The 14,513-nt window shown below is 28.2% G+C and carries 13 protein-coding genes; 12 read left to right on the forward strand and 1 reads right to left on the reverse strand.

Annotated elements, in window-relative coordinates:
- The first annotated feature begins 238 nt into the window (after window positions 1-238).
- The 9 genes from ACQZHJ_RS08355 (at window position 239) to ACQZHJ_RS08395 (ending at window position 7,812) form a co-directional block, all read left to right on the forward strand.
- On the forward strand, window positions 239-418 hold the full coding sequence (locus ACQZHJ_RS08355) for a DUF896 domain-containing protein (protein WP_430485095.1): 180 nt from the start codon (window positions 239-241) through the stop codon (window positions 416-418).
- A gap of 11 nt (window positions 419-429) precedes the next feature.
- Window positions 430-1,353 (forward strand): HPr(Ser) kinase/phosphatase, encoded by a 924-nt coding sequence (gene hprK, locus ACQZHJ_RS08360; RefSeq protein ID WP_430485096.1) that lies wholly within the window; start codon window positions 430-432, stop codon window positions 1,351-1,353.
- Window positions 1,354-1,397: 44 nt separating this feature from the next.
- Entirely contained in the window at window positions 1,398-2,327 is a 930-nt protein-coding gene (locus ACQZHJ_RS08365) for a magnesium transporter CorA family protein (RefSeq protein WP_430485097.1), read from the forward strand.
- A gap of 60 nt (window positions 2,328-2,387) precedes the next feature.
- The gene (locus tag ACQZHJ_RS08370) at window positions 2,388-3,794 is read left to right on the forward strand and encodes an aminopeptidase (RefSeq protein WP_430485098.1); all 1,407 of its coding nucleotides are present in this window, start codon (window positions 2,388-2,390) and stop codon (window positions 3,792-3,794) included.
- 438 nt (window positions 3,795-4,232) lie between these two features.
- On the forward strand, window positions 4,233-6,134 hold the full coding sequence (locus tag ACQZHJ_RS08375) for an EAL domain-containing protein (protein ID WP_430485099.1): 1,902 nt from the start codon (window positions 4,233-4,235) through the stop codon (window positions 6,132-6,134).
- Between the two features lie 75 nt (window positions 6,135-6,209).
- Window positions 6,210-6,569, forward strand: coding sequence for a methylglyoxal synthase (locus tag ACQZHJ_RS08380; RefSeq protein ID WP_430485100.1), 360 nt, complete (start codon window positions 6,210-6,212; stop codon window positions 6,567-6,569).
- Window positions 6,570-6,795: 226 nt separating this feature from the next.
- Window positions 6,796-7,062, forward strand: a complete 267-nt coding sequence (locus ACQZHJ_RS08385; protein WP_430485101.1) for a holin — start codon at window positions 6,796-6,798, stop codon at window positions 7,060-7,062.
- Window positions 7,063-7,145: 83 nt separating this feature from the next.
- Window positions 7,146-7,526, forward strand: a complete 381-nt coding sequence (locus ACQZHJ_RS08390) for a RidA family protein (protein ID WP_430485102.1) — start codon at window positions 7,146-7,148, stop codon at window positions 7,524-7,526.
- 40 nt (window positions 7,527-7,566) lie between these two features.
- On the forward strand, window positions 7,567-7,812 hold the full coding sequence (locus tag ACQZHJ_RS08395; RefSeq protein WP_430485103.1) for a TIGR03905 family TSCPD domain-containing protein: 246 nt from the start codon (window positions 7,567-7,569) through the stop codon (window positions 7,810-7,812).
- 101 nt (window positions 7,813-7,913) lie between these two features.
- Here the strand turns inward: ACQZHJ_RS08395 and ACQZHJ_RS08400 are convergent, their stop codons facing one another.
- On the reverse strand, window positions 7,914-9,662 hold the full coding sequence (locus tag ACQZHJ_RS08400; RefSeq protein WP_430485104.1) for a class I mannose-6-phosphate isomerase: 1,749 nt from the start codon (window positions 9,660-9,662) through the stop codon (window positions 7,914-7,916).
- A gap of 256 nt (window positions 9,663-9,918) precedes the next feature.
- Here ACQZHJ_RS08400 and ACQZHJ_RS08405 point away from each other — a divergent pair, with 256 nt between their 5' ends.
- The 3 genes from ACQZHJ_RS08405 (at window position 9,919) to ACQZHJ_RS08415 (ending at window position 14,493) form a co-directional block, all read left to right on the forward strand.
- Window positions 9,919-10,803, forward strand: a complete 885-nt coding sequence (locus tag ACQZHJ_RS08405; RefSeq protein WP_430485105.1) for an ROK family protein — start codon at window positions 9,919-9,921, stop codon at window positions 10,801-10,803.
- Between the two features lie 275 nt (window positions 10,804-11,078).
- Window positions 11,079-13,487, forward strand: coding sequence for a hypothetical protein (locus tag ACQZHJ_RS08410; RefSeq protein WP_430485106.1), 2,409 nt, complete (start codon window positions 11,079-11,081; stop codon window positions 13,485-13,487).
- Window positions 13,488-13,758: 271 nt separating this feature from the next.
- Entirely contained in the window at window positions 13,759-14,493 is a 735-nt protein-coding gene (locus tag ACQZHJ_RS08415) for a GntR family transcriptional regulator (protein WP_430485107.1), read from the forward strand.
- Window positions 14,494-14,513 lie beyond the last annotated feature (20 nt).

Raw genomic sequence — 14,513 nt, forward strand, 5'->3', positions numbered from 1 at the left:
CATATTACAAAGTTTCTAAAAATATTATAAGATAAATTTGAATAATATGAAATATATTACAATTAAAATAGGTAAAAATTTCTAAGAATTTAACATCTTAGATATATTTTTTATATATATTATAATAAAATGATTATTAAATGAGGAATTTAACAATAAAGATTGTTGCTAAAAAATACATACAAATGTAAAATAATATTATAAATAAATTATGACATATGAGAAAAGGAGAAAAGCTATGAATATAGATGAATTAACAAAAAGAATAAATGAATTACATAAAAAACATAAAGAAGAAGGTTTATCAGAAGAAGAGCACAAAGAGAGAGAAGAGCTTAGAAAAGAATATATAAGCAGATTTAAAGAGAATTTAAGACAGCAGTTAAAAGGGATAGAGCCAAAAAATAAGAAAAATTAAGGGTGATTTATGTGGGTGTTACAGTAGAAAAGTTAATAAGGGATTTTAATTTAGAGGTAATTCAAACTGGTGAGGAAAATGTTCCTATAAATGTTAGTGATGTTAATAGACCAGGACTTCAATTAGCTGGTTTTTATAATTATTTTGCTCCAGAGAGAATTCAGGTTATAGGAAAGGCAGAGTGGAGTTTTTTAGAGGATATGTCTCCAGATTTAAGAAAGAAAAGATTAAATAAATTCTTCTCTTTTGATATATCATGTCTTATAGTAACTAGAGATTTAGAAATACATGAAGAGCTTGTAAAGGCTGCTAAAAAGAGAAATTTATGGATTCTTAGAAGTAAAATGATAACTACTAAATTCATAAGTAAAATCACAATGTATTTATCAGATAAAATGGCTCCAGAAACAAGACTACATGGTGTTCTTGTTGACGTTTATGGTATAGGAATGTTAATAACAGGGGAAAGTGGTATTGGTAAGAGTGAAACTGCCCTAGAGCTTATTAAAAGAGGTCATAGATTAGTAACTGATGATGCTGTAGATATAAAAGAAATTGATGGTGACCTTATCGGAAGATCACCTGAAATAACTTTTGGTATGCTAGAAGTTAGAGGTATGGGAATAATAGACGTATCAGCTTTATACGGTTTAAGTTCCATATTGAATTCTAAACAAATAAAAATAATAATCCATTTCGAGCATTGGAAAGATGATGGAGATTATGATAGATTGGGAGTAAATGATGAATATCAAGATATACTTGGTGTAAAGGTTAAAAAGTTAAGAGTTCCTATAAGACCAGGTAGAAACATAGCTGTTATCATAGAAGCTGCTGCAGCTAACTATAGATATCAAAGAATGTCAGATATTACTCCAGTTGACATAATTGAAAAAAGAATGTTAGAAAGCATGGAAAAAGAGAGTAAAATTTAATAAAGTGCACAGAATATAACCATATCGGAATTAAAGGTGATGATATGGTTATATTTAATATTAAGGATAATTTCAATATTGTAGAAAGTTGGAGACCAGGCAAATTTCCAGCTTGGATACTCATAGAAGAAGATGAGATAATATTACTAAAAGATATGTTCTCTTACGAATGTATAAAAGAGTGCATAGATTACAAACAAGATCAAAGAATAGACTATTTCAAAGATTATATATTTATATTAATAAATATAATTGATCAACAAGGAAGACAAATAATATCTAAGGAGCTTGATATATTTTTAGGAGAAACATTCATAATAACTGTTTATAAAAGCAATATGCCTCTTTTATACGAATTGATAGAGGATATAAAAGAGGGAAAAAACAGTCATCTTTTTAAAGAAGATAAAAGCCCTTCAATTATTTTATATTACATACTAGATAGAATAATAAAAAATAATTACAATATAATATCAGATCTAGAAGCAGAGGGTGACAAGATAGAGCTTGAGATATTAAAAGATCCAGATAGCAAACAATTAAACTCATTATTATTTATAAGAAGAGAGGCTTATAAATTAAGAAAGTTAATAAAGCCCATAAGGTATATTGGAGATGCCTTAGTAATTGATGAGAACGGGGTAATAGGAAAAGAAAATATTATTTACTTTAAAAATATAAATAATAAAATAGAGAAGCTTATTACAGCATTAGACACACTTTCTCAGGAATTGGCCATAGTTAGAGAGGCTTATGAGTCAGAATTAGCCAATAAAACCAATGAACTTATGAAGGTATTTACCATAATAACAGCTGTTTTTCTTCCTTTGGAATTAATAACGGCTGTTTTTTCTATGAGTTTTGAATGTATGCCATTTAAATCTTGTCCTTATGGATTTTATGGATTGGTCAGTGCATTAATTTTAATGGCAATAGTACTGTTATTATTGTTTAAAATAAGAAAAATTCTATAGTTTGACAAAATATTACCAAAAATATAAAATTAAATTAAGAAAAAATTAGGAGGGCTATGTATGAAAGACGTAAAAGATTTAAAAAAAGATTATGCAAATGCTTGGGGAAAATATGAAGAAGCAGATATGAAAGAAGTATTTTCTTTAAGTGATAGATATAGAGAGTTTATGTCTGTAGCAAAAACTGAAAGAGAATGCGTTTCTGTTTTAGTTAAACAAGTAGAAAAAGAAGGTTTTAAAAATTTAGATGAAATAATAAAAAATGGTGAAAGTGTTAAGGCTGGAGATAAGTTATATTCAGTAAATATGGATAAGACTTTAACTTTAATAAAAGTTGGAAAAGAAGCTTTAGAAAATGGATTAAGAATAATAGGCTCTCACATTGATTCACCTAGAATAGATGTTAAACAAAACCCATTATATGAGGATTCAGATTTAGCTTTATTAGATACTCATTACTATGGTGGAGTTAAAAAATATCAATGGGTTACTATTCCACTAGCAATACATGGGGTTGTAGTAAAAAAAGACGGAACTAAAGTTAATATAGTAATTGGAGAAGATGATTCAGATCCAGTAATAGGGATTTCAGATCTTTTAATTCACCTTTCAGCAGATCAACTTGGTAAAAAAGGTGCTAAGGTTATAGAGGGAGAAGACTTAAACGTTCTAGTAGGAAGCATTCCTCTAAAAGGAACTGATGAAAAAGAAGCTGTTAAGGCTAATATATTAGTTTTATTAAATGAAAAGTATGGAATGACAGAGGAAGACTTCGTTTCAGCAGAGTTAGAAATAGTACCAGCAGGAAGAGCTAGAGATTATGGCTTAGATAGAAGTATGGTTTTAGCTTATGGACATGATGATAGAATATGTGCATACACTTCAGCAGAAGCTATTATGGACTTAGGAGAAGTTGATAAGACTTGTGTAGCCTTATTAGTAGATAAAGAGGAAATAGGAAGCGTTGGAGCTACAGGAATGCAATCAAGATTCTTTGAAAACTTAGTTGCAGAACTTATGGATAGAATGGGAGACTATTCAGAGCTTAAACTTAGAAGATGTCTTCAAAATTCAATGATGTTATCAGCTGATGTTACAGCTGCATATGATCCAAACTATCCTTCAGTATGTGAGAAGAAAAATACAGCTTATTTTGGAAGAGGAGTTGTATTTAGTAAATATACAGGTGCAAGAGGAAAATCAGGATGTAATGATGCTAATGCAGAGTATATAGCTCACTTAAGAAACATAATGGATAAAAATAATGTAGTATGGCAAACAGCAGAACTTGGTAAAGTGGATCAAGGTGGCGGTGGTACTATTGCCTACATCTTAGCACAATATAATATGGAAGTAATAGACTGTGGAGTTGCTCTTCAAAATATGCATGCACCACTTGAAGTTGCTTCAAAGGCAGACATATACGAAACTAAGAAATGTTATAGAGCATTTTACGAAGAAGCTTAATTGAGAGAATAGTTATGTAATCTTTTTGATTACATAACTATTTTTAAATATAGAAAGTATAAAAAATATATTAATTTTATTAAGGGAATATATATGAAAAATTTTTGGGGAAAGAATTTAATTTTTTTAATAGTAATTTTTGGGATATTAACAGTGCAAAAATTTGTTTTTAACAGTGTTAATAGATATACTATAGTTTTTGTTAATTTAGTATTTTATTTTCAAATAGTATATTTTACATGGAAGTTTTCTAAATCAAAATGTTTAGAAATTTTTACTAAAGAGAAATGGTTGGCTTTTTCTGCAAGTTATTTATGTACAGCAGTATTAGTCATAAATATATTTATAAATTTTTGTGGTTATGAATTAAGACGAGATTTAAATACTATTATTTTAATTGTAACGCTTGTATATATTATAATTAAGTTGAAAAATATTTTGAAATTTTTAAAAGAGTTTCAGTATTATAGATGTGTAATAAATGATTCTATCTTACTATTCATACCAGTATTCATAATATTATTAGGGTTCATTCCAACATATGTTGGAATGAAATTAAATGCTATACATAACCAATTTAATTTCTATCTTTCTAATATTATGATGTTAACATTAATATTTATAGCTATATTATCTTTTGTAACATCTCTTTATTCTAAAGCACAAATTAGAGTGAATTTTTATTTAATATGCTATATTATAATTAAATTAAGTGTTTATTATATTTTAAATAGAAACTCAAACTTGGAAAGTAATCATATTTATATATTTATAAATTTTATAGATACTATATTTTTTATGTTTTTAACAAGCTTTGCAAGTAGAGATAGAAAGAGGTTTTCAACTAATATAAATCATATTCAAGATAGTGATTATGATGAAATTATAAATATAATTATATTTAGTGTTTATTTAATATTTTCATTATTAAGTATTTTTATATTCAATATATTAAATACAAAAGAAAATATAATTAGATATATAATTTTGAATATACTCACAATAAATGTGTTTCTAGTTAGAATTTTTAGTAGCAATAAAAGTAAAAAGAGAAATATAGCAGCAATATTAGCACAGGAAAAATTTAATAAAATAACTAATATATATTCTAGATTTGAATTCAAAGATAGAGTTGAAAGCTTATTTGGCAAACATACATTATTTATTATTGATATAAGTAATTTTAATTTGATAAATGAAGTTTATGGAAGAAAAATAGGTGATAAAACATTATATGAATTTGGTGAAAAGCTTGCAGAAATATGCAAGAGGTGTAAAAGTAAAACTATATATGGTTCTTATGGTGCTGATGAATTCTTATTTGCTATAAAATCTATAAAAAGAGAAGAGATTAATTGGGTTTTAAGTCAGCTAAATAATATAAATAATCTTTATATTCATGAATTGGACAAGAGTCTAAAAATTAATATAAATATAGGGTATTCATTGAATAATAACAAAAAGACTTTTGATGATATGTTGGAAGAAGCAGCTTTTGCTAAGAAAAAAGCAAAAAAAGAAATATTCTTAAATTCTATAGAGTATTCAGAAAAACTTGATAAAGACAGAAGTAAGCATAAAATAATAAAAAGAGATATAATTTCAGCTCTTAGAAATAATGAGTTATATACTGTTTATCAACCACAAATTTCTTTAAAAAGTAATAAAATAATAGGCTATGAAACATTAATTAGATGGAACCACAATACATTAGGCTATATAGGAGCTGATGATATTATAAATACTATAGAAGAGCTTGAGCTTATAAATGAGCTAGATATTTATGTGTTTGAAAAAGCTTGTAGTTTTCAAACAGAGTTAATAAAAAATGATATAAATATTCAATGCTCTATAAATATATCTGTAAACACATTGAAAAATAGAGATATTGTATACACTTTGGATAAAATAGCTAAAAAATTTAACTTGAATCCTAATAATATAACCATAGAAATTCTTGAAGATTTTGATTTGGAAGCAAATGGAACAGCAGCAAATCAAATAGTTAAATTGAAAAAGTACGGGTTTAAAATATCTGTTGATGATTTTGGTAAAGGATATTCTTCAATAAACAGACTTCTAAAGATTCCATTTGATCAAATAAAAATACCAAGGGAGTTTGTGGATGATATAGCTAATGAAAAATATATATCTATGATAAGTTCTATAGCTAAATTTGCTAGCTGGTTAGGAGCCGAACTTGTTGTTGAGGGAGTAGAAAGTAAAGAGCATTATGATTTCTTTAAACTTTTAGAATTTGATATTATTCAAGGGTTTTATTTTTCAAAAGGATTAGAAGAATCAGGTTTTGTGGAGTATGCTAAAAAATTAGGAATATAGGTACAAATTTAATCTGATTTATTATATAATTAAAATGTAAAGGTAATCTAGAGAAAAATAGAAGGGGAGAGTTACATGAAAATAGCATTAATAGCACATGACAAAATGAAAGACGAAATGATTGAATTAACTAAGGAGTTTGAAGAGAAACTAAGTAAGCATATATTAGTTGCAACTGGAACAACTGGTCTTAAAATAATGCAAAACACTGATTTAGATGTTAAAAGGTGTAAAAGTGGTCCACTTGGAGGAGATCAAGAGATTGGTGCGATGATAGCAAACCACGACGTTGATATGGTAATCTTCTTAAGAGACCCACTAACAGCTCAACCTCACGAACCAGATATAAGTGCATTACTTAGACTTTGTGATGTTTACAAGGTTCCACTAGCTACTAATGTAGGAAGTGCAAAACTTATAATGGCTGATATATAATAAAAAAATCAAGTACTTGTTTATAAAATATAAATCATGATATAAAAATTATGATTTAGTATAAACAAGTATTTTTTTATTGTTTTTAATTGGTATACTTAGTAAGTATTTTAATTGAAATCATCGTAAATGATAATAAAATAACAAAAAGAAAATATATAACCATAAGAACATAAGTTGAATATAATATAAAATCATATATTTTATATCTAAGGAGGATAAGTTTATGTATGATTGGAGCAGATTAAAAAATTATGGCTTATGGATGTCTGTTTTTGCACTAATACCATTGATTCTAGAGGGATTTGATTTGAGTTTGCTACCAAAAAATTATAATGAATTAGTTACAGCTATTTTATCAATATTGGTTATGGCTGGAATACTAAATAACCCTACAACACAAAGCAAGGGATTTAGTGATGATAAAATCTCTCCAAAGACTTTAGACGATGTAAGTAATAATGCAGTTATCAGAGAAAATAAAGATAAATAAAAATGTGCCCATTGAATTTCGAATTTTGCTGTATTAAAATGGAACTATAAGAAGAATGTATTGAAGAACAGGAGATGTTTTATATGGCAAAAAAAATAATAAAAACAGACAAAGCACCAGGTGCAATTGGACCATATTCACAAGGGGTAATAGTAGGAGATTTTGTTTATACTTCAGGACAAATTCCACTAAACCCTAAAACAGGAGAAATGGCCGTATCTATAGAAGAGCAAACAACTCAATCATTAGAGAATGTTAAGGCTATTTTAGAAGCCGCAGGTACTTCTATGAATAATGTAATTAAAGCAACAGTATTTTTAAGTGATATAAATGATTTTGCTAGAATGAATGAGGTATATGCTACTTATTTTACAGAAAATAAGCCTGCAAGAAGTGCAGTAGAGGTTGCTAAATTACCTAAAGATGCTAAAATAGAGATTGAAGTTATAGCTACTTTAAAATAGTAGCCATATTTTAATAATTATTTAAATAGGGGAGATACTTATGAATTATAAGACTACAGGCGTTTGTGCCAAAGAAATAATCTTTGACATTGAGGACAATAAAATCAAAAATGTTACTTTTGTTAATGGTTGTCCTGGAAACTTAATGGGAGTTTCTAAACTTGTAGAAGGAATGGATGTTGATGAAGCTATTTCTAAATTAAAAGGAATAGATTGTAGAGGAAAAGGAACTTCTTGCCCTGATCAGCTTGCAAAGGCTTTAGAAGAGTATAAATCTCAACAATAAATTCATAAAAAGAGTAAGAATAAGAGGATATGTAAGCTTTACATATCCTCTTTTATATTTAGTTCTATGTGAGTGATAGCACTTTTAAATAAAGTTTAAATCTATCTTACATAAGCTTTAATGGTTGAGATGGTTTTTCCTAAAGATTTACCATAGGGACTTATTTCATATTCTTTAATATTTTCGGGAATTATGAATGTTTCTGCATAGTGAACTACAAATGGTTCAAATTTATTATTTGGACTATGGACTAAAGCTTCAGCACCATCTACAAGGTTTAATACATTAACACTGCCATTTGTTGAGTGAGAAACTGTTTTAGAGAATGTATGTCTTCTAGTCTCTATAAATTCTCTTTCGTGTAATCCTGTTTTTTCTTCTTTTATATCCCTACTTTGAGAAATAACTCTAATATCATTTACTAAGTTTTCTTTTACCCAAGAAGTTGTCCTATCCCATTGAATATTCTTTTCACCGTGCTCTAAGTGAATAGGTCTTGGTAATCCGTCTAATCCAAGTCTTTCCCAATCCCATAGTTTAAATGTAAATATATATGGTGTAGCACTGATTTCTAATACCATTGTACCAGAACCAGAGCAATGAATAGTTCCAGCTGGAATTAAGAAATGGTCGTGTTTATTAGCTCTAAATTTATTTATATATTTATCAGCTTGGAATACTATCTCACCTTTTTCAGCAAGTTTTAGGTCATTAATCATTTCTTCTTTATTTATTCCTTCTTTTATCCCAAGATAAACATATGAATCTTCTTCGCAGTCTAATATATAATAACTTTCATCTTGAGTATAATGCATTCCAAAGTTTTCTTGTATATATTCAGTTAGGGGATGTACTTGGAGAGAGAGATTTTGTCCACCCATAGTATCTAAAAAGTCAAATCTTATAGGGAATTCACATCCAAATCTAGCATGAACTTTTTCTCCTAAAAGAGCTCTTGGGTTAGTTAATACTAGGTTTATAGCAGGTAATTCCACTTTTATTTCACCAAATTGAAGGTAAAGGCTGTTTTCTTCTGGAACTCCATCAAAGCTCCAAGCAAAGTTTTCTTGATTCTTATCTAAGCCACAAACATCTTTCATCCATTGTCCTCCCCAAACACCAGGGTCAAAGTAAGGAACAACTCTAAATGGTCTAGAAGTCATTTCTTTCAATGATGAGAAGAAGGCATTAGCTGTAATCATCTTAGGAGTATTTTCTATATTTGTATCTAATATATAATCAAATTTAGAGAATTTATCCCTTTTGTGCTTGTCCATCATTCTCCATTCTAAGAAGAAGCCACGCTTATATTTTTTTAATATCTGTTCATCTTCATTATTAGCTTTCCAATTTCCCATTCCTTTTCTATATCTCATTTGAATTTCCCATCTAGCAAGATCGCAGAATATTAATATATCACCTTCTGTGATCAGGGATGCACCAGTACCATAAACAATAGTTAGCCCTTTATTAGTGTTTATAAGTTCTCTAGCTTCTTTTAAGTTTTCTTTTGGGAAGAAATCTGATAAGCGTTTATTATTCATAACTCCAAACACTCTATCATCAGTCATTAATTCTTTAATTTTTAAATTTATTTCCTCACCAGATAGTGCATATTCATCTGAGTTAATTATTAAAGAAGGGTTAAGTTTAGAGAATGCTTCTCTTATTTCATCTAAATTTACTCCTATATAGGAATCTATAACTAATATAGTCTTTTCTTTATTTAAAGCTTTTAAATCATTTTCTATTTTACTTAAAATATCTTTGTATCCCTGAAAAGCTTCATCATCAAAGCCCTTAATAATATTAGTTGGATATTTATCATAATTGTTGTATTTGTTAAACATAATCAATCTCCCTTTAATAGCATAGTTAGTTTTATAGTTGATTTTATTTCTTATAGGCTCTTTTTTAAATAAGTGTTGATTTAAAAGAGCCTTTTTATAAAATTATTTTGGTAAATATAACTTAATTTAATATTACAATATGTAATTACATATATCAAGTTATATGGGAAGAAAACTATTAAAATACTGTGAATAAGAAATAAATGTATTTACATATTTGGATTATGCATATAAAATCAAGATAGAGGTGATATTTATGAGAGATTATTATATTGCACTTGATGTAGGGGGGAGTTCTATTAAAAGTGCTATAGTTGATGAATTAGGGAATAGAGTAACTACTATTAATATAAATAAAGCTTTAGCTAAAGAGGAAAGAGAAGTTATTTTAGAAAACCTTTTTAATATAGTTAGCTTTCACTTAATGGAAGGAGAAAGCTTGGGTTTTAATATTAATGGTGTCGGAATAGCTTTCCCAGGACCTTTTAATTATGAAGAAGGAATATCTTTAATAAAAGGCATAGATAAATATGAAAGCATATATGAGGTTAATTTAAAGAAAGCTTTAGAAAATAAGTTTGATGGTTTAAGTTTTAAATTTAAAAATGATGCTCATTTATATGCCTTAGGTGAATGTAATTTCAGAACAGGACAAAATTTTAATAAAAGTCTATGCATATGTCTTGGTACTGGAGTAGGATCAGCATTTGTCTATAATAAAGATTTGCTTGAAGAAGGAGAAAATATACCAGAGTATGGTTGGATATATAATATTCCTTTTAAAGAATCAATAGCAGATGATTATTTATCTACTAGAGGACTTATAAATATAGCTCAAGGGTTAGGATTAAAGGTAGTTAATGGTGAAGAAATTTATAAATTAGCAATTAACAAGGATCCTCTTGCTTTAGAAGTGTTTAAAAGGTTTGGAGAAGACTTAAAAGAACTTATGGAATTTTATTTAAATAAATGTGATTTAGATTCAATAATAATTGGCGGGAATATTTCTAAAAGCTATGAATTCTTTAAAGAGCCCTTAGAAAAGCTTTGCATGGAAAAAAGCATTTCAATAAGATTGAGTAGTGATTCAACAGAAAGTACACTAATAGCTGTACCAAAGCTATTTAAAAATAAAGTTTAACAAAACATTTATACTCTTTTAAACCAGTGTTGATTTCTAGATATAGATGAAAGACCATCTTAATGAGCATTAGAGTTTCATTGTATAGGGAAGAAGAATAGCGTTAATAAGCGAAGTTGTTTGACCGAAGGGAGTTCTTCGCTTTAGCTATTATTCTGGAATATACAATAGAAACTCTTTGCGAAATTAAGTTAGGTCTGAAGATGTATCTAGAAATCAACACTCAATTAAAATAGAGCATAAATATACAATTAAAAGGATAAAAGGAGAATTTTATGTTAGAGTTAAAGAAAAAATGGAAGATACTAGTTTTTAATCATAGTCATACTGATATAGGTTATACAGATAGACAGGAGAAAATTGAAAGGCATCACATAGAGTATATAAAAGAGGCTATAAATATATTAAATGAAGCCTATGTTAATGGACGAGAAGAGTGGCAAGGATATAAATGGACTTGTGAGAGTTTTTGGTGTGTTGAAAGATATTTAGAGGAAGCTAACGAGAAAGAGATAAGTGATTTTGTTAAGTATGTTAAGTCAGGAAACATTGGGTTATCATTAAACTATTTAAACTTAACAGATTTAATAAGTGACGATGTTTTAAGAGATGTATTTAATAGAACAATAAATAAATTAGAGGCTTTAGGCTTAAATTCTCATTGTGCAATGACAGCAGACATAAATGGATATTCATGGGGATATTCACAAGCATTAAAAGATAGTGGAGTAAAACTTCTATATTCATGTATCCATACTCATCATGGTATGTATCCAAATGGAAGAAAGCAATATCCTTTCTATTGGGAAACACCAAATGGAGACAAACTTCTTTCATGGGTAGGAGAACACTACCATATAGGAAACGAATTAGGTTTTTCACAGTTTAAAAGCTGGGAATACATGATAAAGGATGGTTTAGATAATACAACAATAGATGATTATAACAAGGCTGTAAAAAGAATATTTAATTACTTAAATAAATTTGAAGAAGAGGATTATCCATTTGATTTCATTCCAATAACAGTATCAGCACTTATGACAGATAACGCACCACCTAGCTTTAAGGTTATAGAATTCATAAAGAAATGGAATCGTGAGTTTGGTGATAAAATATATCTTGAAATGGCTATATTAGAAGATTTATTGGCTAATGTTGAGAGATATAAGGATACTGATTTAATTCCAACTTATAAAGGGGATTGGACTGATTGGTGGGCTGATGGAACAGCTTCAACGCCAGGTGCAGTAAAGCATTATAGAGAGGGTTTAAGATTATATAATCTATGTAAAAAGTTAGATCCTAAAAATGAATTAGGTGATGAAAAACTTATGAATGAAGCTTTAAATAACTTCATGATGTATTCAGAACATACATGGGGATATTCAGCTTCAATTACAGAGCCATGGCATACTATGGTTAATAATTTAGATTTAAGAAAGCAATCTTTTGCTTCTAATGGACACGAAGCTGCAGCTAGAAATTTAGATAAGATAACATTTAAGTTAGGCGAGACTGAACTTAAAATGTGGAAAGAGTTAACTTTTAAAGTTGTAAATCCTCATAACGAAAAGAGAAGAGAAGTAGCAAAATTCTTCCTTGAAATATTATTTGGACATGATAATTTTGAAATAGTAGATAAGGATACTGGAAAAGTTTACCCGCATCAAATGGCTATGGTTCCTAGAGGTTATGAGATAAGTGTACTTATAGACTTAGAAGCTAATGAAGAGAAAAATTTAATTTTTAAAGATATTGAAGATGATAGAATAAACACTACTGCAGGATATACTCTAACTGGAAGTGATGCAGTACAAGACTTAGTTGATAATAGTAAAGCTTTAATAGTTACTCCAAATAGAATAGAGTCACCTTTCTTTAAATTAGAGTTTGAACTTGAAAAAGGAATAGTTAATATAATAGATAAAGAAAGCGGAAAGAGTATTATAAGAGAAGATAGAGTAGCTAATGCTTTTACTCCAATATACGAAGTAACACCTGTTAAAACTGATATAGCTAATGATAGAAGACTTATGGGAAGAAATAGAAAGGCTTATCATAGCACAAGAGATATTGGAAAGCTTATAGATGTTTCTGTTTTAAATGAGGGAGATGTATTTGGAAGAGTAAGCTTAGAATACAAAGTTGATGGGTGTTCAAGTTACTTTGTAATACTTACAGTTTACAAGGAAATTCCAAGAATCGATGTTGCTTGTAGAGTAGGTAAGGATAATGTTTTAAATGCAGAGAATCTTTATATAACACTTCCATTTACAACAGGAGAGGAAGAAGAACTTTATATAGACAAAACAGGATGTCATTTAAGACCAAGAGTAGATCAACTTCCTAAGAGTTGTGTGGATTTTTATGCAATCCAAAATGGAATTGTATTAGAAGGAGAAAAGAAATCTCTTGTAATTACAACTAAGGATGCTCATATGCTATTTATGGGGGATATTAAACCACATGAAATAAACCTTTGTGGAGATGTTGGTGTTATAAACAATGATTTAGTTTATTCATGGGTTATGAATAACTATTGGGAAACAAACTTTAAAGCCTCTTTAGGTGGATTCTATGAGTTTAATTATTCAATATTTACTGTTGATGGAAATGCTGAAAGTGCTTTTAAAGAAGCTATACATCAAAATGAAGGCGTAGTTGCATTTAACAGATGGAGCTAATAAATATAGGATTAAATAACTATAATTAAATCAGTAAATCAAATTAGTAAGCTATATTTAAATTATTTAATAAGCATAAGAATTTGTTAGAAAATAACTAAAGTTAAATTTACATTGTTAATTTCTTCAATTCAAAATAAGCTTAGTTAATATATTTAGATATAGCTTATTTTTATTTTTGTAAATAATATTTAGCTTATATGTAATTACATTTAAGAAGAGTTATATGATATAATTTATATTACTAGAATTATAAGAAAAGGGTGTTTATATGCATTTACATAATAAAATTGAAAAATATATATTAGATAAAATAGAAAATGAAGAGTTAAGAGAAGGGGAATCACTTCCAACAGAAATGAAGCTAGCAGAAATGTTTTCAGTTAGCAGACCAACTGTAAGGCAAGCGCTTAACAGTCTTGTAAATAAAGGATATTTAAAAAGGGTAAAGGGAAGAGGAACCTTTGTAACCAAACCAAAGATATCTCAGGACAATACAAGGTTTATAGAAAGTTATAATAAAGAGATGAATAAAAAAGGGTTAACACCTAAAACAAAGGTATTAGGAAAAGATTTAGTATTAGCAGATCGTAAAATTGCTGAAAAGTTAGAGGTAAAAGAAGGGGAAAAGATAATAAAAATTGAAAGGTTAAGATTTGCTGAAAGAGAAAACAGTAATAAACCAGTAGCAAGTAGCCCAGTTCTTTTAACTACAGTTTATCTTCCTTATAAATTAACAAAAGAGATATTAGATAATGATTTTGAAGATACTTCTCTTTACGATATGTTGGAAGAAATAGATTTAAAGGTTTGTAAAGTAATCAGAGAGATAGAAGCTAAGAATGCAGATTACAAAACTTCAAGACTCCTAGAAATAGAAGAGGGGGATGCTATTCATTACTTATCATCTGTAGGCTATCTAAAAGACGGAACTCCAATTGATTATTCAGAGAGCATATACCCAGGAAAAAGAAATAAGTTTATAGTAGAGCTTAATTTAAACTAAGCTAAATATAAAGAGTTGTA

Origin of the sequence: Clostridium sp. B9 (genome assembly GCF_050509515.1) — a bacterium.
GTDB lineage: Bacteria > Bacillota > Clostridia > Clostridiales > Clostridiaceae > Sarcina.

Excerpts from the sequence above, each read along its gene's own strand:
- ACQZHJ_RS08355 (WP_430485095.1), top strand. The coding sequence starts at position 239 with ATGAATATAGATGAATTAACAAAAAGAATAAATGAATTACATAAAAAA.
- ACQZHJ_RS08365 (WP_430485097.1), top strand. The coding sequence starts at position 1,398 with ATGGTTATATTTAATATTAAGGATAATTTCAATATTGTAGAAAGTTGG.
- ACQZHJ_RS08370 (WP_430485098.1), top strand. The coding sequence starts at position 2,388 with ATGAAAGACGTAAAAGATTTAAAAAAAGATTATGCAAATGCTTGGGGA.
- ACQZHJ_RS08380 (WP_430485100.1), top strand. The coding sequence starts at position 6,210 with ATGAAAATAGCATTAATAGCACATGACAAAATGAAAGACGAAATGATT.
- ACQZHJ_RS08385 (WP_430485101.1), top strand. The coding sequence starts at position 6,796 with ATGTATGATTGGAGCAGATTAAAAAATTATGGCTTATGGATGTCTGTT.
- ACQZHJ_RS08390 (WP_430485102.1), top strand. The coding sequence starts at position 7,146 with ATGGCAAAAAAAATAATAAAAACAGACAAAGCACCAGGTGCAATTGGA.
- ACQZHJ_RS08395 (WP_430485103.1), top strand. The coding sequence starts at position 7,567 with ATGAATTATAAGACTACAGGCGTTTGTGCCAAAGAAATAATCTTTGAC.
- ACQZHJ_RS08400 (WP_430485104.1), bottom strand. The coding sequence starts at position 9,662 with ATGTTTAACAAATACAACAATTATGATAAATATCCAACTAATATTATT.
- ACQZHJ_RS08405 (WP_430485105.1), top strand. The coding sequence starts at position 9,919 with ATGAGAGATTATTATATTGCACTTGATGTAGGGGGGAGTTCTATTAAA.
- ACQZHJ_RS08410 (WP_430485106.1), top strand. The coding sequence starts at position 11,079 with ATGTTAGAGTTAAAGAAAAAATGGAAGATACTAGTTTTTAATCATAGT.
- ACQZHJ_RS08415 (WP_430485107.1), top strand. The coding sequence starts at position 13,759 with ATGCATTTACATAATAAAATTGAAAAATATATATTAGATAAAATAGAA.